General features: G+C 66.5%; 19 protein-coding genes. 6 read left to right on the top strand and 13 right to left on the bottom strand.

Translation table 11 applies throughout. From position 1 onward, the window contains the following. Positions 1–7 precede the first annotated feature (7 nt). Together LT988_RS22510 and LT988_RS22505 are read right to left on the bottom strand one after the other, a co-directional pair. A complete protein-coding gene (locus tag LT988_RS22510) occupies positions 8–3,550 on the bottom strand; it encodes an ATP-binding protein (RefSeq protein ID WP_232407747.1) in 3,543 nt (1,180 codons plus the stop codon). Further along, positions 3,547–4,818: a metallophosphoesterase family protein gene (locus LT988_RS22505; RefSeq protein WP_232407746.1), complete on the bottom strand. Its 1,272-nt coding sequence runs from the start codon at positions 4,816–4,818 to the stop codon at positions 3,547–3,549. Before LT988_RS22505 ends, LT988_RS22510 begins: the two co-directional genes overlap by 4 nt. A 165-nt stretch (positions 4,819–4,983) precedes the next feature. On the opposite strand from LT988_RS22505, the gene LT988_RS22500 reads away from it, so the two are divergent. Next, positions 4,984–6,063: a RibD family protein gene (locus LT988_RS22500; RefSeq protein WP_232407745.1), complete on the top strand. Its 1,080-nt coding sequence runs from the start codon at positions 4,984–4,986 to the stop codon at positions 6,061–6,063. 80 nt (positions 6,064–6,143) lie between these two features. Here the strand turns inward: LT988_RS22500 and LT988_RS22495 are convergent, their stop codons facing one another. From LT988_RS22495 to mdoH, 6 genes are all read right to left on the bottom strand, one after another. After that, positions 6,144–7,019, bottom strand: coding sequence for a class I SAM-dependent methyltransferase (locus LT988_RS22495; RefSeq protein ID WP_232407744.1), 876 nt, complete (start codon positions 7,017–7,019; stop codon positions 6,144–6,146). Further along, positions 7,012–8,076 carry a glycosyltransferase family 4 protein gene (locus tag LT988_RS22490; RefSeq protein ID WP_232407742.1) on the bottom strand — a complete coding sequence of 355 codons (1,065 nt, stop codon included), beginning with the start codon at positions 8,074–8,076 and terminating at the stop codon, positions 7,012–7,014. The genes LT988_RS22495 and LT988_RS22490 overlap by 8 nt, the downstream gene beginning before the upstream one ends. After that, positions 8,073–8,489, bottom strand: a complete 417-nt coding sequence (locus LT988_RS22485; protein WP_232407741.1) for a 6-pyruvoyl trahydropterin synthase family protein — start codon at positions 8,487–8,489, stop codon at positions 8,073–8,075. Before LT988_RS22485 ends, LT988_RS22490 begins: the two co-directional genes overlap by 4 nt. Before the next feature lie 115 nt (positions 8,490–8,604). Next, complete coding sequence (locus LT988_RS22480; protein WP_232407739.1) at positions 8,605–9,663, bottom strand: zinc-dependent alcohol dehydrogenase; 1,059 nt, start codon at positions 9,661–9,663, stop codon at positions 8,605–8,607. Next, positions 9,644–10,357 (bottom strand): FkbM family methyltransferase, encoded by a 714-nt coding sequence (locus tag LT988_RS22475; RefSeq protein ID WP_232410637.1) that lies wholly within the window; start codon positions 10,355–10,357, stop codon positions 9,644–9,646. The genes LT988_RS22480 and LT988_RS22475 overlap by 20 nt, the downstream gene beginning before the upstream one ends. A 46-nt stretch (positions 10,358–10,403) precedes the next feature. Beyond that, positions 10,404–12,248: a glucans biosynthesis glucosyltransferase MdoH gene (gene mdoH / locus LT988_RS22470; RefSeq protein ID WP_232407738.1), complete on the bottom strand. Its 1,845-nt coding sequence runs from the start codon at positions 12,246–12,248 to the stop codon at positions 10,404–10,406. 259 nt (positions 12,249–12,507) lie between these two features. Here mdoH and LT988_RS22465 point away from each other — a divergent pair, with 259 nt between their 5' ends. Both LT988_RS22465 and LT988_RS22460 read left to right on the top strand, forming a co-directional pair. Then, positions 12,508–13,941 carry a L,D-transpeptidase gene (locus LT988_RS22465; RefSeq protein WP_232407736.1) on the top strand — a complete coding sequence of 478 codons (1,434 nt, stop codon included), beginning with the start codon at positions 12,508–12,510 and terminating at the stop codon, positions 13,939–13,941. After that, a complete protein-coding gene (locus LT988_RS22460; RefSeq protein WP_232407735.1) occupies positions 13,938–15,071 on the top strand; it encodes an aminotransferase class V-fold PLP-dependent enzyme in 1,134 nt (377 codons plus the stop codon). Before LT988_RS22465 ends, LT988_RS22460 begins: the two co-directional genes overlap by 4 nt. Here the strand turns inward: LT988_RS22460 and LT988_RS22455 are convergent. Together LT988_RS22455 and ubiG are read right to left on the bottom strand one after the other, a co-directional pair. Continuing rightward, entirely contained in the window at positions 15,068–15,253 is a 186-nt protein-coding gene (locus tag LT988_RS22455) for a hypothetical protein (protein ID WP_232407734.1), read from the bottom strand. The two genes, LT988_RS22460 and LT988_RS22455, sit on opposite strands and share 4 nt — an antisense overlap. 92 nt (positions 15,254–15,345) lie before the next feature. After that, on the bottom strand, positions 15,346–16,092 hold the full coding sequence (gene ubiG / locus LT988_RS22450; RefSeq protein ID WP_232407733.1) for a bifunctional 2-polyprenyl-6-hydroxyphenol methylase/3-demethylubiquinol 3-O-methyltransferase UbiG: 747 nt from the start codon (positions 16,090–16,092) through the stop codon (positions 15,346–15,348). 417 nt (positions 16,093–16,509) lie between these two features. On the opposite strand from ubiG, the gene LT988_RS22445 reads away from it, so the two are divergent. Then, complete coding sequence (locus tag LT988_RS22445; RefSeq protein WP_232407732.1) at positions 16,510–17,286, top strand: phosphodiester glycosidase family protein; 777 nt, start codon at positions 16,510–16,512, stop codon at positions 17,284–17,286. 497 nt (positions 17,287–17,783) lie between these two features. Here LT988_RS22445 and LT988_RS22440 read toward each other — a convergent pair whose 3' ends face one another. Genes LT988_RS22440 through LT988_RS22430 form a run of 3 tightly spaced genes read right to left on the bottom strand, consistent with a single transcriptional unit; the run spans position 17,784 to position 20,404 of the window. Beyond that, a complete protein-coding gene (locus LT988_RS22440; RefSeq protein ID WP_232407731.1) occupies positions 17,784–18,098 on the bottom strand; it encodes an amino acid kinase family protein in 315 nt (104 codons plus the stop codon). Then, complete coding sequence (pabB, locus tag LT988_RS22435) at positions 18,085–19,467, bottom strand: aminodeoxychorismate synthase component I (protein ID WP_232407730.1); 1,383 nt, start codon at positions 19,465–19,467, stop codon at positions 18,085–18,087. Before pabB ends, LT988_RS22440 begins: the two co-directional genes overlap by 14 nt. After that, the gene (locus tag LT988_RS22430) at positions 19,454–20,404 is read right to left on the bottom strand and encodes a hypothetical protein (protein WP_232407729.1); all 951 of its coding nucleotides are present in this window, start codon (positions 20,402–20,404) and stop codon (positions 19,454–19,456) included. Before LT988_RS22430 ends, pabB begins: the two co-directional genes overlap by 14 nt. 417 nt (positions 20,405–20,821) lie before the next feature. Between LT988_RS22430 and LT988_RS22425 the strand changes: the two genes are divergently transcribed. Then, positions 20,822–20,974: a hypothetical protein gene (locus tag LT988_RS22425; protein ID WP_232407728.1), complete on the top strand. Its 153-nt coding sequence runs from the start codon at positions 20,822–20,824 to the stop codon at positions 20,972–20,974. A 17-nt stretch (positions 20,975–20,991) separates the two neighbouring features. Then, positions 20,992–21,399, top strand: coding sequence for a TlpA family protein disulfide reductase (locus LT988_RS22420; RefSeq protein ID WP_269752078.1), 408 nt, complete (start codon positions 20,992–20,994; stop codon positions 21,397–21,399). Positions 21,400–21,405 lie beyond the last annotated feature (6 nt).

The following is a 21,405-nucleotide window of genomic DNA, read 5'->3' as shown; positions in this document are numbered from 1 at the left end:
GCCTACACTACCCCAACCGGTGGACCCAAATCCGCTCTCGGCCCGGATCGAGCTGCCGAGCCTGCTCGGTGTCGCGGCCGTGGTGCGTGAAGAGGATCACCTGGGTCTTGGCCGAGAAGTCCGCCAGGGTCGCGAGCGTGGCGAGCGCGCGCTCGTCGTCGAACTGAATGAGGATGTCGTCGACGACGAACGGCATCGGCTCGGCCGCTTGGAGATACTGCTCAAGATTGGCCAGGCGCAGCGCCAGATAGAGTTGATCGCGGGTCCCCGTGCTCATCGCCTCAACGCGCAGTCGCTCACCGCTGTTGCGCAGACCGACCAAAACGGGCTGGTCGGCTTCGTCGAAATCGGTTTCGACCGCACTGAAGGCGCCGCAGGTGAGGCGCGCGAAATAGTGGCTGGTGCGCCCGAGGATGGGGTCGCTGTTTTGGCGGCGGAAACGTTCGATCTCGTCACGCAGGATACGCGCCGCAAGCTTGAGCCGGACATACTGCTCGGCATGGGTGCGGATGCCGGCGAGGAGTTGTTGGGATCCCTCGGCGAGCGCGGCGGCGGTGCCCTCCCCGCCCATCGCCTTGAGTGCACGATCCGCGTCGGCCTTCTCTTCGATCAGCGCTCGGTGCGCCGGACGCAGCTCCTGCTCGAGGCGCGCGTCGATCTCGGTCAGCCGCATGACCACCCGATCTTGGTCGACGGCGGCCGCCTCTTGTGCGAGCGCGTCGATTCCGAGGCCGTCACCGGCGCGCATGAGTGCACGTTCGACATCTTCCAGCTCGTCGGTGAGTCGCCGCCGCTCACGGACACGCGCCTCGATCAGCGGTAATTGGTCGGGCGATTCGCACCCGGCTTGACGACAGAGCTCGGCGAGGACGCGATCGGCCGCCGCGATCGCCGTCTCCGACTCGCGAATCTCATCCTCGGTGCGACTCGCCTGGGCACGCAGCTCGTCGAGTCGCGTCTTGATGGCACGTTGCTCGTCGAGCCGCGCGTGGAGCGTCAAGATCGCGTCCTCGACCGGCCGGTCCAGCAGGTCGACCGCGAGCCGACCGAGGCATTCGCGGGTCTGCTCGAGGAAGGCCGCGGCATCCCGATCGATCCCCTCGATACGCCGTCTCAAAACCGCGCCGGCCTCAACCTTCGCCACCGCATCCGCGATGGCCTGAAGATCGTCCGAGACCTCGCCGGGACCGGCATCCGGCGCGAGTCCGAGCTCGGCCATAAGCGCCGTCCAGTCCTTCTGCCACCCTGCGTAATCGGCCTCGGCCTCGGACAGCTCGCGACTCAACCCTCGGGCGCGCTCTTGGAGCTCCGCGATCTCGCGCTCCAGCGCGAGACGCGCACGCGCGCCGTCCTCCGCGGCGCGCTGCCGGTCCTCTGCCAACCCGATGAGGCCGCCGAGCTCGGGCTTGGCGAGCGCCGTGGATCCGAGCTCGACGGTCCGGTCCCCCGAGCCGAGTGCGCTCAGGAGCGCCGCGCGGTGCGAAGCCCGGACCGCCTCGCGGGCTTCGATCCGTTCGCGAATCTCGTCGGCCCGGCGGATCAGCTCGCGAAGCCGCGCGGCGCGAACGAGCCAGGGCAGCATCTCGGACGGTGGTAGCGGGATCAGGCCGCAGGCGGACCAAAGCCCATGCCATGCCGTCTCGGAGCGGGCGACGCACGATGCCAGCTCGGCCAGCGCACGTTCGGTCTCCTCCAGCTCATGCTGCACGACCTCCAGTCGTGCCTGTGTCGTTGCACGGTCATGGACGCGCCCTGCCTCGCGGCGCAGACGATCGGCAACCTCGTCGGCCCCCGTCAAAGCCCCTTCGAAGGCATCCGGAAGAGGTGCTGCGGCGTCGTAGAGCCGAGCCTCGGCGGCGACATCCGCGCCCGCCAGCCATGCCCGCTTCACGAGCAGCCAGCCCCGATCGCGATGCGCACGCGAGAGCGTCAGCTCCTCCTCGGAGGGAACCGAGCCGCTCAGCTCGAGCACCCGCAGGGCCTCTTCGCACCGCAGTCGCTCGCCGACCACCTCCGAACGCTTCGACTCCAGTGCCTGCCGTTGTTCGTTCAGAGCGCGGGTCTCGTCCGCGAAGCGCCGCAGACTCTCCTCGTCGGGCAGCGGTGCGGCAAGCAGATCGGCCAACCCGCCCGACCAGAGACCGAGTGCAGAGAGCCCCTGCTCGCAAGCCTTCAGTTGCGCCGCCAACGCCACCCGCTCCTCGACAAGCGTCTGATCCAGGTCTCCCGCCCGGCGCGCGGCATCGAGTGCGATCTGCAGATCGGTCGAAACAACCGCCGGGGGCAGCTCGGCAAGCGCCGCGGTGCGCAGCCCGAGGCGCTCTTGCGTCTCGGCGAGATCGGCACGGGTCTTGGCGACCGCATCGATCAAGGCGGCCTTGCGGGCGCCGAGATCGGTCGCGCTTCGCCTGCGCGCGAGCAGCGGCGTCAGTCGAGCCACATCGGCAGGCGCGGCATCGCGGGTCAAGTCCGGACGCGCCTGCCGCAGCAGCGCGCTCGCCTCGGACTCCCGGCCCGTCAGCTCGGCGACCAGCTCGGTGCGATCGCGCGCGGCCTTGCGATGGCTGCCGAGCCGTTCGCGCAGGTCGTCGATCGACTCCGACTCCCCGAGCAGAGCCTCCGACACGGCATCGCTCAGCTCGCAAATGAGTCCGCGCAACCCATCGAGCCGTTGCTGCGCATTGGTGCGCGCCTCGACGGCACGGGTCTGTTTGGCGACCGCCTCCTCGCGACGCGACGCGAAATCCTCGGCGAGTACGGGCACGGCGCCGATCCCGCCCAACTGCTCCTGCAGCCGGGCCATCCGCGCCAGATCCGGGAGGGTGCGGCGAATGCGTTCGAGGCGGCTGCGCTCGAGCGTCGTTTCCGCGATCTCCGCGTCCATCCCCGCCAGCTCGCGCATCGTCCGATCGAGCGACGTCTTGGCCTGCTCCCATTCACGGACCGACAAGCTCGCCTCGCGCACGCGGCGGTCGTTCTCGCCGAGCTCGCCGATCAGGGCGTTGATCCGCGGCTTGGACGCGCGCGGCAAAAAGAGCCCGTTGGCCTCTTGATCGAGTCGATCCAAAACCCGGTGGATTGCGGTCGCGCCCAGCGCGGTCCCGAACAGCGCCTCGGCCTCCCTGCCCCGCTCTTCGAGCAGGGTTTCACCGCCGCCGACCAGACTCTCGTAATCGATCCCGAAGAGCCGCTCGAACAGGCCGTCGTCCACCTCGCCCAGGAAGGGCAGCAGCGCATCCTCGCCGATTGCCTTCCCGGCGGAATCGAGCAGCGTGCTCTTGCGGCCCTTGCGTCGGACGAATTCGAGCTCCTCCCCGCCGCGGTTGCGCAGACGCCCGCCCAGACGCAGCTCCTGCTTGCCGTGTCGGAAGTCGTCACGGGTACGCTCGTGGATCCCGAAGAGCAAGCCGCGCAGTGCACGCAGGGCGGAGCTTTTGCCGGCCTCGTTGGGGCCAAAGACCAGATGCAGGCCCTCGCTGCCACCGCTCAGATCGAGGCGCCGGTCGGTGAAGGGACCGAATGCGCGCAGGTCCAACTCCAGGATCTTCATCCGGCACCCTCCTGCGGATCGCCCTGCCCGCGCAGCCGCTCGACGAGTAACGCCTTCACGTCCTCGAGGCAGTCGGACAGATATTCAGGGTCTACTGGATCGAACGGATCATCGCCGGCGCGCAAGGCAGCCGGCAGCTTGAGCGCAAGCGTCTCGACCTCCTCGCTCAGGGAGGAGAGACGCTCGCCGTCGACCTCCAAGGCATGGATCGTGCGCAACAGCCCGCCGAAGGCATCCTCGCGCGACAGCTCGGAGACCGGCGCGAACGGATGGGGCTCCACGACCAGTTTCTCGATCCAGACGTCCGTCAAGCCCGCGGCGGAGACCAGGGCACGGCATTCGTTGACCAGGCGCTCGTGCTCGGCGTGCAGGCGCGAATGAATCGGTGTGCGCCCGGTCAGACGGAGACGGGTTGCGAGAAGACGGCCCTCTGCCGCGTCCGACGCTGCGGCGAGCGCATGCTCGACCAGCGGGAGGATCTGATCCGGGCTTCGCACGTCGGTCACGTCCACCGGACAGACCGCCCAGCGCACGACATCGAGCGCCCGCGGCTCGATCTCCACGACCTCGCCGTCTTCGACCCGGACGAGGGTGCAGCCTTTCGGGCCGGTCTCGCGGATATGGCGGCCCTGGAGATTTCCCGGGAAGAGGATGTAGGGGTCCTCTGCGATCAGCTCGTGCTGGTGGACATGGCCGAGCGCCCAATACTGGTACCCTTTTGCTCTCAGGCCGTCCGGGGTGCAGGGCGCGTAGGGCTCGTGGCCCGGGCGCCCGTCGAGCGAGGTGTGGAGTAACCCGATGTTGAAGAGTGCCGGATCGCCTTGCGGATAGGCCCGACTCAAATCGTCCGTCACCGCACGGGTCGAAAACCCTTGACCGTGAATGGCCACGCCGAGGTGCTCGAGGATCCAAGTCTCGGGCGCGCGTGTGGCGAAGACCGAGAGATTCGGCGGCGGTCGCAGCGCCTTGGTGATCTGGCTCGCGGCATCGTGGTTCCCGGCGATCAGGAAGACCGGGATGCCGTGATCGTTGAGGCGGCCCATCTGGCCCAAGAAGAACAGCCCGGTGTTGTAGTCCCGCCAGTCCCCGTCGTAGATGTCGCCGGCCAAGAGGACGAAGTCGACCGCCTCCTCGATCGCGAGTGCGACCAAATTCTCGAAGGCCCGGCGGGTCGCGCCGCGGATCTCATCGACCGGTGCGCCTTCGTAGCGTTCGAGTCCGCGCAGCGGACTGTCGAGATGCACATCGGCGGCATGCAGGAATCTCAAGGCGATCTCCTCGTTCCATGTGTCTTGGTTCCCGTCACCGAGGGCGCGTCGATGGCGAAGACCGATTCGCTCGGCTCGATTTCCAGGTGTCCAGCGCCATATCCGCGGAATGACGTTGCCTTTCAACCGCGTGTCCGACATCAACTCAACCAGGGGAGCCCGCCGATGATCCGATCCAAGATCACTCAGCGCGAGGGATCGAAATCGCAGTCGCATCGGCAAGACACCGACGCCGCTCGCACCTGGTCGCTGATTCTGAGTGCCGCACGACTGGCGCGCAATGCCGCTTGGTCGCTCGACCATCCGCTGGCCTTGCGTGCCGACCCGGACGGTCGGGTGTCGACGGTGGACCCGGCGCATCGCTCGCTCGCGGACCTGCTCTGGCTCCCGCACACGGGTTGGCGCCCCGGAAACCGGACAAGAGACCGCGCGGAGGATTGCCAAGGCGGCGATCCAGCGCTCGCGCTCTTCGATCTTTACCTGCCCCTGTGCCGTCCGCATCCCGGTCCCGCGGAGGTGATCGCACATCTCGGTCAGAGCATCGACGGCTTCATCGCCACGGCCGACGGGGATGCCCGCTTCGTCACCGGCGAGGCCAACATTCGGCACCTGCACCGCATGCGTGCGCTCAGTGATGCCGTGCTGGTCGGGGCCGAGACCGTGGCCGCAGACGATCCGCGCCTGACCACGCGCCTGGTTCCCGGACCGAATGCCGTGCGGGTCGTCTTGGACCCGCGACGACGTCTGTCCTCCGAGCGTCATCTGTTCATCGACGGCGAGGCCGAGACGCTGCTGTGTTGCGACCGAGACCGCATCCGACCCGGAGAGAAACACCATGGGCGGGCCGAGCTGATCGGGGTACCGGTCGTGTCAGACGGGCTCGATCTGGAGGCGGTCCTGAACACGCTCGCCGAGCGAGGTCTGCGCAGGATCTTCATCGAAGGCGGCGGGGCCACGGTCTCGCGATTCCTTCAGGCCGGGCGGCTGTCCCGCCTGCAGATAGCGGTCGCCCCGCTCGTGATCGGCAGCGGTCGACCCGGAGTACAACTGCCGCCGACCCAACGCTTGGCGGATGCCTTGCGGCCGGCGACACGCCTCTTTCGGATGGGCGAGGATGTGCTCTATGACTTCGAGCTGACCTCAGAGTCCCCCGCGCCGGCACCGGAGGATTCCGCCGCGGAGGTCCCTCGAAATGCCCTCGACGACGAGACGATCACCCGATCGGAGCTGTCCCGCATCCGCTAAACCGCGCCAGATCCGACAGGCGTTGCAGCGGGCGCGGCCAAGCCACTGCAACACATGACGCATACCGCGACGGGCGCGGTTTAAGTCCGCGGCGGAATGGCGAGAAGATCGCGATGACCGACGTTGATTCGGGAACAACCCCGTTCGACGGCGGCGAGCCGAACCGTCTCCCAGTGCGCGATCCCCGCCGCATCGGATGCCGGCGACTCTTCGCGAGCGGCCCGGGACCAGCCACGGATCAAGGCCGTCTGCAGTTCCCGCTCCGAACGTCGGATCCGCCAATCGCTCCTCCGCACCTCGACCCAGTAACCCTCTGCAGCCGCGAGGATCGCCAATCGAGCGTTCGCGCCGGGCCCCAGCGCCGGGCCGAAGCCCTTGTCGCGACCCTGGTGTCGATTCACGGCCTCGATGACCTCCCGATCAAGGCTCAACGCGGGCTCGAAGGCCACGCGACCGTCGTAGGTCAAGGCCATCAGGATCGGCACGCGCACCTTCGCGCACCGCGAGACCAATCCGGCGAGCCAGGTCTCCGACACCAAATCGAGCAGCGCCGAGGCCGTGACCAACCCGATCCCTTCGAGCGGAAGCGCGGACAGGTCGCGCACGAGATCGAAGCGACGGGTCGCAATGGAGCATCTCAGATGCGGCTCGGCCCGCGTGACCCGTTGATCCGTTGCGTCCCAATCGAGCCCGGATGCCTGCGCCCAGGCTCGGGTCTCGTCCGTCACTCGAGCCAAGAGGTCGTCATCCGCATCCAGACAGAGCCACGCCTGCGGGCCACCCAAGATCGGGGCCAGTGTTCGCAGATTGGAACCGGTCCCGCACCCCAGGTCCAGCACACGAAGCATCTGCGATTTCGGTAGGTGAGGACGCAGCAAGACCGGCAGATCGGCAGCTCGGGCACGGCTGTCCGCCGGCGCGCGCAGCCGCAACCAGTCGGCGTCGAAATCACCCATGGGGCACCCCTTCCAAGGCGCAGCCGAACTCCGCGCTCGCAGCATCCCAACCGCGTAGGCGAGTGCGCACAGAGCGAGCGCCCGCGGCCAGACTGCGGCGCAGCCCGGCGTCGTCGAGTACCCGGGCCAAGGCGGCTTCGAGCGCCGCCGGGTCGTCGGGATCCACCAAGAGCCCCGCATCCGCAGGCACCACGTCCGGGATCGGCCCGGTCCGGGTGCTGACGATCGGCAGACCCCGAGCCAAGGCCTCGGTCAGGACCATGCCGTAGCCCTCGAAGCGGGTCGGCAGGACGAACAGATCCGCCCGATGGTAAAACGCATCGAGAGCGGGTTCGTCGACGGTACCCGTGAAATTCACACGCTCGGACAGGTCCAAGCGTTCAGAGAGACGCCGCAAGGCGATGCTCGTCCGCGTGCAACGCGTGAGGCTGCCGACACAATCCAGTCGCCAGGGCCGGTCTGCCAAGGGTGCGAGCGCGCGCAACAGGGTGTCGTGGCCCTTACGCGGCGTCGGAGCGGCCACGCAGAGCAGGTTCAGGATGGTTTCGTCCGAGCCTGCCGCAAGCGGTGCCGGATCCGTGCCGGGCTGGACGACGCGAATCCGCTCCTTCGAGACCCCGTAGTCGCGGTTCAGGACATCCGCAGTGGCGGCACTGGTCACCACCACTCGACGGGCAGACACCAGGGCCCGTGATTCACTCATTCGCAATGCTTCGGCTCGGGCGGCGAAGAGACCGGTCTCCAAGGCGAGTGGGTGATGGACGAGCGCGACCAAGCGCAAGCGTCGTTCGTGAAGAGCGGCGACATCCCCGAGAAGCCCGAAGGCCAATCCGTCGATGACCACCCTATCGCCGTCCGGAATGGTTGCAAGGCGGCGGTCGGCATCCGCCAGAGCATCCGCATTCGGCTCGGGGAAACTGTCGTCGAGACGCTCGGCGCGAACGCGCCAACCCAAGCCGATCAACCCGTCGATGATCCGTCGATCGTAGCGATAACCGCCGGTCGGCGTCGTCAGGTTACCGGGGATCAGGAACCAGACGGAGCCTGCACGCGTCATGCGTGCTGTCGCTGCGGCAGGTCGGCGGCGTAGGCCGCCCAGGCAACGTGGGACTCGCTCAACTGCACGCGCAGGGCCGTGATCGCGCGGGCGCCCTCGCCGAGCGCGCCCGCACTCAACTGCTCGGCCATGCGATCGAAGATGACACGCGCGAGGAACTCGGTAGAGGTGTTGCGGCCCTGAAAGGCCGGCTCCTCGTCCAGGTTCCGATAGTCCAGATCGGCCAAGAGCGCGCGCAGCTTTTGTGTGGCGAGCCCGATGTCGACCACCAGCCCATCCGTATCCAGCTCGGGACGGCGGAACTCGACGTCCACCACATAGGTCGCCCCGTGCAGCCGCTGTGCCGGTCCGAAGACCTCCCCCCGAAAGCTATGCGCGATCATGATGTGGTCGCGAACACAGACGCTGTACATGGTGTCTCCTGTCCCGTTTCTTTGTACACGCCGGAAGAATAACCGAAACAAGGCACCACGGCGCGGTGGTCGCAAACCGGATCTCTCGGTGGCGGAGAGGAACCGACGGGGCATCTCAAGACACGGCTCGGATGTCGTCTCTAGGGTAGCTAACCCGATGCATCAGGACATCGCTCGAATCCGATGCCAGACGTTTCTGCACGGCGGGCAGATCCTCGAACGCGTCCTCGCCGCTGATCAGACCATCCAGCGCCGGATCGGCGAGCAGTGCCAGCGCGAGACCGAGACGCCGACGATAGTCCCAGCGTGCACGTTGTGCCGTCGCGACCTGGCCGACTTGGGAGGAGCGCAAGGTCAAGCGACGTCGGTGGAAGGCCGCGCCGAGCGGCAGGGTCACCTGCTTGGTGCCGTACCAGCTCAACTCCAGGACGGTCGCCTCGAAGCCGGCCAGTCCGAGGGACTGCTCCAAGCCGGCCGACGAGCCGCTTGCATGGATGACGAGGTCGGCATCCCCGCGCGCATCCAGGGGTAAGGCGAAGTCGACCCCGAGCCTCTCGACGATCTCGGCGCGGCGCGGATTGATGTCGATCAGCTCGACACGGCAGCCCGGGATCCGCCCCGCCAACCAGGCGCAGAGCACACCGACGGATCCGGCGCCGACCACGGCGATACGATCGCCGATCCGGGGACCGGCATCCCAGAGCCCGTTGACGGCGGTTTCGAGGTTCGCCGCCAACACGGCCCGCCCCGGCGGGACCGCGTCGGGGATCCGGTGCAGGGCCTCGATCGGGACGCAATAGGCGCTCTGGTGGGGATAGAGACAGAAGACCGTCTGCCCGAGCCAATCCGGCGGGCCGGCCTCGACCCGCCCGACGTTGCAATAACCGTATTTCACCGGCCAGGGGAAGTCACCGGTCTGAAAAGGTGCACGCATCCCGGCGTACTCGCTCGGCGGCACCTCGCCGCGCAAGACCAGCGCCTCGGTGCCTCGACTGATGCCCGTGTAAAGGGTTCGCACCAGCGCCTCCCGCGGACCGGGCGGTGCAAGCGGCTCATCGCGCAGTTCCCCTTGAAGTGGCCCGGTGACCCAGTAGGCGCGGGCCCATGTCGGAACGCCCCGCTGCGCAGGCGCCGCTTGCGATCGGCGCGCGTTCCTAGTCGACTCGCCGGGCATAGATGTCTCCCGAGTTGGCGGTATGCGGCAAGACATCGAGCCAGCGGCCGATCGCGGAGGCGTCGAGCCAAACGTCGTGGACAAAGACATAGGATTCGCCAAGAACGGCGTTGAATTGCGAATAGCCCAGTCGCGAACATTCCGCCAACGCACACCGTCCGACGTCCTTCTGGATCGTCGTGAACTCGAACGATAGGGCATCGACGGGTCGGGTCAGTCCGCCGATCACCTCCGCCTCGTAACCCTCGACATCGATCTTGATAAAGCGCGGCATGCCGTGACGCTCGATCAGGTCGTCCAAACGCGTGCAGTCAACCTCGATCGCGCCGTCCCAATGCTGCGCCTCCCACCCCGGCGCATCCCGTGCCGCCGCGATGAAGCCTGAGGAGAGCGTACTCACCGTCGGGTTGGCGCGATTCAGGCGCAGCTGCCCCCGCCCGGACGCGCGCCCGACCGCCGCCGCCTCGATCCGCACCCTGGGGTCGCGTCCGTAGAGCCAACGGAGCGTTCGCACCAGCGCCGGCTGTGGTTCGACCGCCAGGACGCGGGCACCGATGCGACGAAAAGAGCCGACCCGATCGCCGACGTGACTGCCGATATCGAAGGCCAGATCGCCGGGGGCGAGAAAGGCACGGTAGAAGTCGTCCATCCGCAACCGACGCCGGTTCAGATAGTAGATCTTCAACGATCGCATTACACCGAGAACGGCCCGTAGGCCGTCTCTGCGGGCGTGATTGCGCTCAGTCGCCAACGATCGAATCCGCGGCCACCTGATCCGTCGCCGGCACATAAGCGCGTCGCCGGCCGACCCGTGGAAGCCCGAGCGACTTGATCAAGGCCGGCGGATCGACCTCCTCCGGGATCCGCCAAAGGCCAATCCGCGCCAGCCAGGCGCCGAAGGCCGGCCAGGCGGTCAGCACGGCGATCGGGACGGCGAGCAGTGCCCCGACGATGAAAGGAGACAAGAGAACCGCCCCGCCGGCATCGGTCGAGATCAACCAGAGCATCGCCGCAATCCCGAAGAGGGTCTGCGGCCAGAGTCGGCGCAAGGCCTGTGTCACCCTCAATCGATGGGTGTCGCGACGCTGCGGTGACCAGACGATCGCCTTGCCGAACAGGAGCCCGCCCATGAAGAGCGTGTGTGCCAAAGCCATCACGGGCGCGATCAAGGTCGAGAAGAGGATCTCCCCAAAGGCGCCGGCCAGCAGGCGCGGACCGCCGCCGAAATCGGCGCGACCTTTTCGGGAGAGCAGCAGACTCCCCAAGGTCGCAAGCTTCGGCGCGAAGACCATTGTCATGACGAGCGCAAAGATGGACCAGCCGAAGATCGGATCAAACATGGGGCCGGATTCCGGAACACGGCCGATCTGCAAGGCCGCGAGCGTCATGAAGAGGACCCACGCCGGCGAGCCGATGAACATCAGGATCGCCAGCACCAACTGAACCCGCCCGACGGGATGCAGGCCCGGCGTGGAGAGCAGGCGCAGATACTGGAGGTTGCCTTGACACCAACGCAGGTCGCGTCGGATGAATTCGATCAAGGTCGGCGGATTCTCCTCCCAGCTTCCCCGCTCTTGCGGCAGCACACGCACCTCGTAGCCGGCTCGGCGCATCAGCGCCGCCTCGACCTGATCGTGACTCAAGACCCAACCACCGAGCGGTTGGCGACCCGGCAGCGGATCGAGACGGCAGTGCGCCCGAAAGGGCTGCACGCGCAGGAGCGCATTGTGTCCCCAGTATGGCCCGCTGTCGCCCTGCCACCAGGCACTGCCCAGCGTGTAGGAGCGCATCCCGAGGCGCATGCCGAATTGAAAGATCCGCGCAAAGGCACTCGTCGAAGGCAGGCCGACGACGAGGCTTTGCAGAATCCCCAAACGCGGATTGCGCTGCATGATGCCCACCATCCGCAGGATGGTGTCGGGCGCCATCAGGCTATCGGCATCCAGGACCAGAGCGAAATCGAACCCGTCGCCCCAGCGATGCATGAAATCTTGGATGTTTCCCGCTTTGAAACCGGGGTTGTCCGGACGTCGCCGATATCCGATGCTCACCAGCGGCGACCAGCGGTTGCGCAAGCGCTGCACCCCTGCCTCTTCCGCCTCGATGCATTCGGGCCACGTCGAGTCGCTGAGTACGAAGATCTCGAACGCCTGTCCATGACCTGACTGATGGAGGCCTTGAATCATGCGATCCAGATGGCGCACGACCCGCTCGGCATCCTCGTTGCGAATGCAGCTCAAGATTGCCGTTCTAGCCGTGATCGCATCCGGCGGATCGGCGATCACCGGGCAGACAACCGCGGCAGGGTCACGATGGCGACGCATCAGAGCGAATCCGATCACGGCATTCCAAAAGCCAATCACCGTCCAGGGCAAGGTCAGCCCGAAACAGAGGGTGAGGAGGGCATCCAGAAGGTCGAATCCGCCGCTCGAAAGGGTGGCGATCATCAGGGCGATCGCGAATGCGATCGTGCCGATAATTAGGAAAAACAATAGAACGCGGCGGCGCGACATCATTGCCGCATCGGCTTCCGAGCCACTGGGTTGGTGGTCGTGCGTGGGGGACGAGGCGCGGTCCGTCAGCATCCGATACTCCGTAAGCTTTACCGCCACGTCGGCGGTCCAAGGGGTCGATATGACTGGTCTCACGGGGTTCGGGCCGCGACCGTATGTCGGCTCGGATCGAAAATCTCTTCGCCAGCGAGCTACGTCGGTGCTAAGACGGGGAAGTCAAGAATCAGCCGATCTGCGTGCCCTTCGAGCTTCATCGCGCTATCCTTTAAACCTGATTGACCAATCGCAATGTCCCGGGCTTGGCCGGGACCCTCGAGAAGAACAAGACGCTATGAGCCAGATGCAACGACGGGGCTTGCCCCAAGCCTTATTCCCCTCCGTCAAGGTCCTGGGTGCCTGCGCGCTGCTTCTGACCCTCACGGGTTGTACCGAGCTTGCGCGGTTCATGAGCAAGCTCGATCCGAAGCCGGAAGAGCCGGTCGTCGCCGAGCAGCCGACACCTCAACCGGCAGAGGAGCGCGTCGAGGGGCCCGTCGAGAAGCCGAAACCCTCCAAGCTTTATGAGTGGAACGGAGACGGTCGCAAGGTCTCGCGCATCGTCATCGACACGGACACGCAGCGGGCAAGCTTCTTTGTCGGCGAAGACGAGATCGGCTGGAGCACCATCGCCAGCGGTTTGCCCAAGCATCCGACCCCGACCGGCCGCTTCGCCGTCATGGAAAAGGTGGAGAACAAGCGCTCGAACCTCTACGGTAAGGTCGTGAAAAACGGCAAGGTCGTCCGCTCGAACGCCAAAGCGGGCCGCGATCCGATCCCGGCAGGCGCGAGCTTCGAGGGCGCACGCATGCCCTATTTCATGCGGCTGACCTACGACGGCATCGGCCTACATGCCGGGCCCATACCGCGTCCCGGACAGCCCGCCTCGCACGGATGTATTCGTTTGCCGAGTACGCTCGCGCCGGTTCTGTTCAAGCACGTCTCGCATGGTACGGAGGTCACCATCGTCGGATCCGGCCCGAGCTACGGCAACTATGTCGAGAAACAGCGCATCGCAGCCGAGCGCGCCAAACGGGAGGCCGAGAATCGTCGCGTCGCCCAAGCCAGTGCGGCAGCGGCGAGCCCGAGCGCCGAGGCGTCAACCGCTGTTGCGAGCACAGCGAGCGCGACGACGACTCCGCGCCCGCCAGCCGATTCGCGCTCGGCCCCGCAGGCATCGACGACCCCGCCCGCCGCGCCGCCACCGACCTCCGATGTCGGTGTGACGGCTGCCGAACCCGCCACGGCGTCACCGGGGTCCGTGCCCGGAACCACGCCGGAGTCGTCGACCGCGTCTGCCACACCCCGGGATCCGAGCCCGACATCCGGCGCCACGGCATCCGAGGCCGCACCGCCGACGTCGGCTCCAACGGCAGAGGCCGCGCCGGCGGTTTCGACCGAGAGCGCGCCCCAAAGCGCCGCGGAGGCGGCTACAGCGCCTGAACAGGCAAGCGCGGAATCCGGCCGGGCTGCGACGCCCGATACGGAGACCACGGCAACCGCGACGACGGAAGGACCGGCCGATTCCGCAAGTTCGCCGGCGCGATCGTCACCACCCGCGGCAGCAATACCGGCAGCCCCCGCTTCGGATCCGGCACCGGCGGCCGAGGCACCTCAGAGTCCGCCCGCAACAGGCAGCGAAGCCTCGCAGGCGCCCGCAGCACCGGCAACGCCATCGGTCCAGGCCCAGCAGGCTCCGGCAGCTCCGGCGGAGGGAAGTGACGGTTGAGTCTCGACTCCGACGAGTTCGATCTCGACCCGACCCTCTGCCACCTGAACCACGCGGCCGTCGGTCCTTGGCCGCGGCGCGCCGCCGAGGCTGTACAGCGATTTTCCGAGGAGAACAGGCGGCTTGGATCGCTGCATTATCCTCACTGGCTCGCGACGGAGCGTCGTCTGCGCGAGCGGTTGGCGAGGCTGATCGGAGCCGACTCGGCAGCGGACATCGCGTTGGCGAAAAACACCTCCGAGGCACTCTCGATCATCGCCTACGGTTTAACGTGGCAATCCGGCGACGAGATCGTCGGAGTCGCACAGGAGTTTCCGTCCAACCGCGTCGTCTGGGAGTCCCTAGCACCCCGCGGGGTGGTCTGGAAACCGCTCGACTTGGATGGATCCGCCGATCCCGAAGCCGACCTCTTCGCACTCTGTACCCCGCGCACCCGAATGATCGCCGTCAGTTGGGTGCAATACGCGCGGGGCCTACGCCTCGATCTGGAGCGTATCGGCGCCTTTTGCCGCTCCAACGGCATCCTCTTCTGTGTGGACGCCATCCAGGGCCTGGGTGCCCTGCCCTTCGACCTCTCGCGCACCGCGGCGGACTTCGTCGTGGCCGACGGACACAAATGGATGCTGGGTCCGGAGGGCGTGGCCCTGCTCTACGTTCGCCCGTCCATGCGGCACACCCTCATCCTGCACCAGTTCGGATGGCACATGCTCGAACACTCGGGGGACTTCGACCGGCGGGATTGGCGACCCGCCGAGGACGCAAGACGCTTCGAGTGCGGCAGCCCGAACCTCCTGGGGGTCCACGCCCTCGAGGCGAGTCTCTCGCTGATCGAAGAGGTCGGAATCGAGAACGTCTGGCATGAGGTTCAGATGCGCACGGCCCATCTGATCGAGAGGATCGATCAACACGGCCTGGAGATCTTATCGCCCCGCGCGCCAGAGCGCCGCGCGGGCATCGTCACCTTTCGAGTCCCCGGAAAACCCTCGTCCGAGCTCTACCCCGAGCTCATGCACCGGCGGGTTCTCTGCGCACAGCGCGGCGGCGGAATTCGCTTCTCACCCCATTTCTACACACCCCTCGAGGTCATCGACCGAGCCATCGAAGAGGTACTCTCGATCGCGGCGGATTAGGCCGCGGTCTTTTTGGGCTTGATCTCGGTAGGCGGCAGAAAGACCGTGCCCTTGCCGAAGCGATTGATTGCCGCGTATCGGGCCCATTCCGGGGCATCGGCATAAAACCTGACGTACGTGAAACCGCAGTCGCCGCGCGACATCGATGCGATCCAACCCTCGAATTCGTCTTCTCCGGTCATCGTCCTGCCCTCAGAACCAAGCCGGAGCCAATCGGATACGCCCCGGCACCCCTCTTTCGACAAGATCCACCTGCCCGATGTTTCAATCACCCTCAGCGACGCTGCAAGAGAAGCATATAGTTCACGCCCATCCAGCGGGTATAGCCGAAAGCGCGATTGAACGGATTCACCCGGACGCCGGTGCGATTTTTGACATCGAAGTCTCGACCCAGCACGGTCTCAACCTCCCCCGGGGGAACCAGTTTGCGATAGTGATGAGTGCCTTTGGGCAGCCAGCGCAGGAGGTACTCCGCGCCGAGAATGGCCACGAAGAAGGCCGCGATCGTTCGATTGATCGAGGCCACGAACATCACCCCGCCCGGTCGAACCAGGCGACCGCAATCGGCGAGAAACTCCGGCAAATGCTCGACATGCTCGATCACCTCCATGTTCAGCACGGCGTCGAACTGCTCGCCGGAACGCACCAAGTCCTCCGCCGTCCCCAGGCGATAATCGATCTCCAGACCGCTCCACTGGGCATGGATCTGCGCAACACGTACGTTCTTCTCGGTAATCTCCACCCCCGTAACACAGGCGCCGAGCCGCGCAATGGACTCGCTGAGAATCCCGCCGCCGCATCCGATATCAAGCACTTTCAGCCCTTCAAAGGGGCGCTCCGCTAGTGGATCCCGCCCGAAACATACGGCAAGATGCCGGCGGATGTAGTCGACGCGAAAGGCGTTGAGACGGTGCAAGGGCCAGAACGGCCCCTCCGCGTCCCACCAACGGTGCGCGAGTCGCTCGAAATAGGCGACCTCGTCCGGATCGATCGTGGGTGCGCTCAAATGCACGACGCTCATTGTCCTTCTCCTGATGATGTACCCTTCGAACGCGAGATCGTGGTGAGTGCGCGGGATTCCAACGGTAGAGCATCCGCTGCAGCTTTAGGGATGTCGGCGTGCTTCTGATAGCATTGGGAGGACTCACCAGGGCCTCCTCACCCGGAAAGCAGGGTGCGTCCCGCGCTCGCCGGGGCCGCGCAACTCGGACCTCGAAGATGCCCCCGATGATCCGCCTAACCGAGAAATGCACGACCGGCCGGAACGGTGACATCGCCGGAGCCCATCCCGGGTCTGGTGATGCACTGCGCGTCGGGGCAACTCCAAGCCATGACCATTGAGAAAACTCCGTGGACCGCGCCGACGCGTACGACGATCCGCGGCGAACAGGCTGGTTGGGTGCGGTGGTCCTTAAGCCCGCCTTCAGTGTGGCCCGGCATGCTCCTCCTGGCCCTTCTGCTGCAGGCTTCGACCGCGCTCGCCGCGGATTGGATGCCTGGGGGGGAGTCGGAGCGGCAGGACATCAGCGCCGACCTCACCTACGCCAAACGCTCCGCGGTGCGCCCTTCCGACAGCAAACGTGTCGTCGCACACGTCGCCTTCTTCACCTCGCGGGCGTTCCGCCTGGAGGTGATCGATCTGGGCGCCGGTCCGGAGGCGGCGTACCCGACGCTGGAGGCGGCCTTCCGCGCCGAGGGCTGCGTGGCCGGGGTCAACGGCGGCTTCTTCCACCCGGATTGGCGGCCGGCCGGGCTGGTGATTTCGAAAGGACAGCGGATCAACCGATTCGAGACCGCGAAACTCCTGAGCGGCGTGATCTACAGCGACGACCGCGGCATCCATCTCGTCCGGCGCGGCCGTTTCCAAGATCACACGCACATCAGCGCCTTGTTGCAGACCGGACCCTATCTCGTGGAAGACGGTCGCACGGTGCGAGGCCTGTCCACCTCCGACCCGCGGCGCCGCACCTTCATCGCCACGGATTGGCGGGGACACTGGGTCATCGGTGCGACCATGACCAGTCTCACGCTCTCCGAGCTCGGGGTAATCCTTGCCTCCCCGGGGGACCTGACACCCTGGCGGGTCGATCGCGCCATCAACCTCGACGGCGGTTCATCGACCGGATTTTTCTTCGACCGCGGCGTCGGCAAGGCTCCTGTAACCCTGCAACCCTGGAAACGTGTGAGGAACCTGCTCGGAATCTGCACGCGTTGACTGGAGCCGCGCCGAGCAATCCGGAGCCGACCGATCAACCCTCACGTGTGAAGGCGGATTCCGGACATGTGGGTCAGGCGATTGAAGAGATCATCGAATCGGCCTCGCTGCTGCCGAACCCGATGTTGCTGGCGTCTTGACCCATCTCGTGCTCGGTCTGCTTGATCAACGCCATCACTCGATTCGCTCAGCCCAGATCCGGCAGTTGACCGACCTTTTGCCGTCCTTGGCAAGTCGTTTAGGCCTATTTCCGCAGGCGGCACAGGCCAGAACCCACGGGCGTGCCTTTGGTCATGACCGCGGTCGGTTGCCCGGCGGCGCAACCGGGCAGGCTGCCCTTGTTGGCCTTGCAGCGCGCGGTACGGGCTTCCGCCGTGCGCGAGGCGACCTTGCCGATGGCCGGATGGTCCGGTGATGTGGAGCTTCACATAGATCCCGAGGGCGGACTCCCGCTCGCCGTTCTCGACACGGGCGGATCGCCGAACCGAGGCGGCTCCCTACGAACCGCTGCCGACTGCCGAGATCGCGGTCGGGTCGAAGCGCACGCGCACCGCGGGGCGGGCATCGCCGCAGGGCGCCCGCGGGGCTGTCGCGTCATCGGTGCCCGTGAGCCCGGGCGCCAGTGAACGAACGACGTGCGCCATCTGCTCCATGGCCAGCACGGCCATCACGTGAGCGGCACGATCATCGAACTGCCGCCGCTGTTGGCGGCGCGCACGGCATGCGCGAACGGGCCGCCGCCGGGCACCACCAGAAGCGGCTGCCGCAAGCTCGGCGGCGTCGAGGCTGCCCCCGAGCTTAACGACCCACATCGGCGAGCGGCTCGCCCTCGAGCAGCCGGAGCAGGGGTGCGGCTTTATCGAAGGTCTCCTGATACTCCTGCTCCATATCGGAATCATGAACGATGCCGCCGCCGGCCCAGAAACGCACCGTGCCTGCCGCGTAGACCAGGGTACGAATGGCGATATTGCTATCCATCGCACCGTCGAAGCCCAGATAGCCGATGGCGCCGCAGTAGACACCCCGGCGCTGCGGCTCGAGCGACTCGATGATCTCCATAGCACGGATCTTCGGCGCGCCGGTAATCGACCCGCCGGGGAAGCAGGCCCGCAGCAACGAGGCCGCATCCTCGCCATCCGCCAGCTTGCCGGTGACCGTGCTGACGAGATGATGCACCGCGGCGTAACTCTCCACGTCGAAGAGCTTCGGGGCGCGCACGCTGCCCGTCCGGCAGACTCTGCCCAGATCGTTGCGCAACAAATCCACGATCATCAGGTTTTCGGCGCGGTCCTTGGTGCTTTCCGACAGTGCCCGCGCGAGAATCGAATCCGCTTCCGGGCTCGTACCCCGGGGCCGAGTGCCTTTGATCGGCTTGGTCTCCACGCGACCGTCGCGCAGCGAGAGGAAGCGCTCCGGAGAGGAGCTCATCACCTTAGCGAACGGCGTCGACAAGTAAGCAGCGAACGGCGCGGCGTTGAGCCTGCGCAGACCGCAATAGGCGGACCAGGCATCGCCCGCTGCGCGGGCCGCGAAGCGCTGCGCGAGGTTGACTTGATAGCAATCGCCGTCATGGATGAACGCCTGGATGCGGGCGAAGGCGGCCGCGTATCGAGCCCTGGTCATGTTCGAGCACAAGGGGCTGCGCAACCGAAAGGAGCGCGCACGCGTTGGCGACGGCCCGGTGAAGGTCCGCAGGAGTTCCGGCCAGCGTGCACGCGTGCGCGGATCGCGGCCGGCACCGACCAGCCAGCAGCGCTGTTCGTCGTGATCGACGACAACGGCCCAGTCATAGAGCCCGACGGCCATATCGGGAATCTTCTCTGCATCGCGGGCGAGCACCGGCAGCCGCTCGATACGCCGTCCCAAGTCGTAGCCAAGCCAGCCGATGGCGCCACCCGCGAACGGAAGACCCGCAATCGGCGCAGTCCGCTCGCCGAGGACGTCACGCAACAGCTCAAAGGGATCTTGCGGCGATAGGGATACACCGGCGTGCGAGCGAATCCGTGTCAGCGTCCCTCGCGTGACCAACATCAGGTAGGGATCGGCGGCGAGGATGTCGTACCGTCCGCCCTCGCACAGCGGTCGGCCACTGTCCAGGAACGCGGCCCACGGTCGCTCGGTCAAGGCCTCGAACATCTGTGCGCTGTCCGGTCGATAGGGCAGCTCTTCAAGCAAGGGCATCGCCGGACTCCGATAAGGGCAACAGAGCGAGTGCAACGGCCGGCGCGCAGCCCCCCGCATCGGCGCCTTCCGGTGTGGGCGCGGACGCCGGATCCGCTGCACGCGCGATCAAGGTCAGCCAGTCGACATGGCCGCGGCCGAGCCGCCGCGCAAGCTCGGGCACAAGGAAACGGCCAACACCGGCGCCCACCAACGGCGCATCCTCGGGCAGGCCGGCCGAGCATCGGCGCGCCCAGGGCCGCCAGATACGCTCGATCCGACATTGGCGCAGATAGCTCGCCAAAGAGCGCCACTGATGAGGCTCCAGGGCAATCGCGTCTTCGCCGAGCATACGAGCCAGCCGGGCTGCGCTTTCGACCTCGCCCTTGGCCCGTCCGTCGGCCGTCTCGCCGAGATCGGCGTATACCGGCAGCTCGCCCGTCAGGCGGTAGACATCGGAAGCCGTCGCGAAATGCTCGGCGGCGAGGCCCGTCCAGTCGCCGTCCAGCGGTGCTCGCTCCGCAGGCGCATAGACAGGGGTGCGCACGACACCGCGGTAGACCAGTTCATCGGCACCCATCCGCTCGCGATCGGACCAACCTTGCGCGTGCGGAAGACCCGCACGCACCGCAACGCTGTGCGAAGGGCGTCCCGGCTTGTGCGGATTGTCGCCTTTGACCGCACCCTCTTGATGACCGTGGTGCGGCTTGACCGTCAGGTCGGTATCGAGAATCCAGGGCACGCCCAGCACCGGGGCCACGCAGGCGTCCAGGTGGTTCTGCGACCAGGCCACCCCGTCGGCTTCATCGAGCTTGCCGAGGCTGCGGCGCACCGACGCCTGCGCATCCCACTCGACGTGGACGCGCCCGCCAAAGGTGTCCACCGCCACCGGGCCGGCATGCGGCACCGCCGCGGTGGTTTCGGGTTCACCCTGCGGGTGAGGGATCGAATTGGTCATCGGGACCTCCTTGCAGCGATATTTCAGCCGCTTGGATCACCTGAGGCAAGGTGTAAATGCTCTTTTTAGGGTCATACCTGGAAAGGGCTCGGGGCAACTGCGCTGTGGCGCGATGGTCCCTGGGCACGCAATGGCTGGGCCAGAGCATGCACGCCCGCGCCTCGGCAGCCGAATCGACCGAAGGGAACATCCGACCGAGGTGCCGTTGCGCGGGGGTGGGCTATTGTCGGAGCACTGGTCCGAATCCGGGCGTGTTCCCTCGCTCATGCACGTCGATCTGAAGAATCGTTGTGCACCGCACCACTGGCTGTCGAGCGCACCGAGACATGACCGACCGGTTAAGATCGGGCCACAGAGCTTGAAGAGGTGGCCAAGCCCGGCGTCCTACCGTGCACGCCTGTCGATGGGGTACGCGCTATGACGTCCATCCGGGCCGTTCCGGCCAACGCAATGGCGTTGTTCATGGTCCTCGCGCTTCCCGCGTTCGGTGGCGCGTTGGAAGGGATTCCGGATGCAGCGCCGTCACCGGCCGTCGGCGCCGCCGACCCGGGGGAGATCGGCATTCGCTGAGCGACCCCGACGGCCGTGTGGTCTTGGTGAACTTTTGGGCGAGCTGGTGCCCGCCCTGCCTCGCGGAGATGCCTTCGCTGCAGCGGCTTGCCCAAGGCCTGGCTGGACATCCGTTCCACGTCGCGGCGGTCAACGTCGACGAGACACCGCGCCGGGCCGTGGAGGCCATGCGCCGGCTCGGTTACGAGGGCCAAATCGTATTGGATCCGGATCAGACGATCTTCCATGCCCGGGGCGCAAAAGTGTTGCCCAGCCGTTTCCTGATCGGGTGCGATGGCCGCTTGCGATTCCAGGCGCTCGGCCCGCCGGAATGGGATTCAACAGGTGTCTCCGATGAAACCGCGCCAGCTCCGGCGATCGTTGATTCCGCGAGGGTTGATCCGATTCAAAACCATCGCACGCCGCGCTGGACGCGGTTTAAGTGAAAGGTC

The organism is Thiocapsa bogorovii (genome assembly GCF_021228795.1).
GTDB classification, from domain to species: domain Bacteria; phylum Pseudomonadota; class Gammaproteobacteria; order Chromatiales; family Chromatiaceae; genus Thiocapsa; species Thiocapsa bogorovii.
This window is presented reverse-complemented; position numbering and strand designations above follow the sequence as displayed.

Coding starts and splice junctions, on each gene's coding strand:
- LT988_RS22510 (WP_232407747.1), bottom strand. CDS start 3,550: ATGAAGATCCTGGAGTTGGACCTGCGCGCATTCGGTCCCTTCACCGAC.
- LT988_RS22500 (WP_232407745.1), top strand. CDS start 4,984: ATGATCCGATCCAAGATCACTCAGCGCGAGGGATCGAAATCGCAGTCG.
- LT988_RS22495 (WP_232407744.1), bottom strand. CDS start 7,019: ATGGGTGATTTCGACGCCGACTGGTTGCGGCTGCGCGCGCCGGCGGAC.
- LT988_RS22490 (WP_232407742.1), bottom strand. CDS start 8,076: ATGACGCGTGCAGGCTCCGTCTGGTTCCTGATCCCCGGTAACCTGACG.
- LT988_RS22485 (WP_232407741.1), bottom strand. CDS start 8,489: ATGTACAGCGTCTGTGTTCGCGACCACATCATGATCGCGCATAGCTTT.
- LT988_RS22480 (WP_232407739.1), bottom strand. CDS start 9,663: ATGCCCGGCGAGTCGACTAGGAACGCGCGCCGATCGCAAGCGGCGCCT.
- LT988_RS22475 (WP_232410637.1), bottom strand. CDS start 10,357: ATGCGATCGTTGAAGATCTACTATCTGAACCGGCGTCGGTTGCGGATG.
- mdoH (WP_232407738.1), bottom strand. CDS start 12,248: ATGCTGACGGACCGCGCCTCGTCCCCCACGCACGACCACCAACCCAGT.
- LT988_RS22465 (WP_232407736.1), top strand. CDS start 12,508: ATGAGCCAGATGCAACGACGGGGCTTGCCCCAAGCCTTATTCCCCTCC.
- LT988_RS22455 (WP_232407734.1), bottom strand. CDS start 15,253: ATGACCGGAGAAGACGAATTCGAGGGTTGGATCGCATCGATGTCGCGC.
- ubiG (WP_232407733.1), bottom strand. CDS start 16,092: ATGAGCGTCGTGCATTTGAGCGCACCCACGATCGATCCGGACGAGGTC.
- LT988_RS22445 (WP_232407732.1), top strand. CDS start 16,510: ATGCTCCTCCTGGCCCTTCTGCTGCAGGCTTCGACCGCGCTCGCCGCG.
- LT988_RS22440 (WP_232407731.1), bottom strand. CDS start 18,098: ATGTGGGTCGTTAAGCTCGGGGGCAGCCTCGACGCCGCCGAGCTTGCG.
- pabB (WP_232407730.1), bottom strand. CDS start 19,467: ATGCCCTTGCTTGAAGAGCTGCCCTATCGACCGGACAGCGCACAGATG.
- LT988_RS22430 (WP_232407729.1), bottom strand. CDS start 20,404: ATGACCAATTCGATCCCTCACCCGCAGGGTGAACCCGAAACCACCGCG.
- LT988_RS22425 (WP_232407728.1), top strand. CDS start 20,822: ATGACGTCCATCCGGGCCGTTCCGGCCAACGCAATGGCGTTGTTCATG.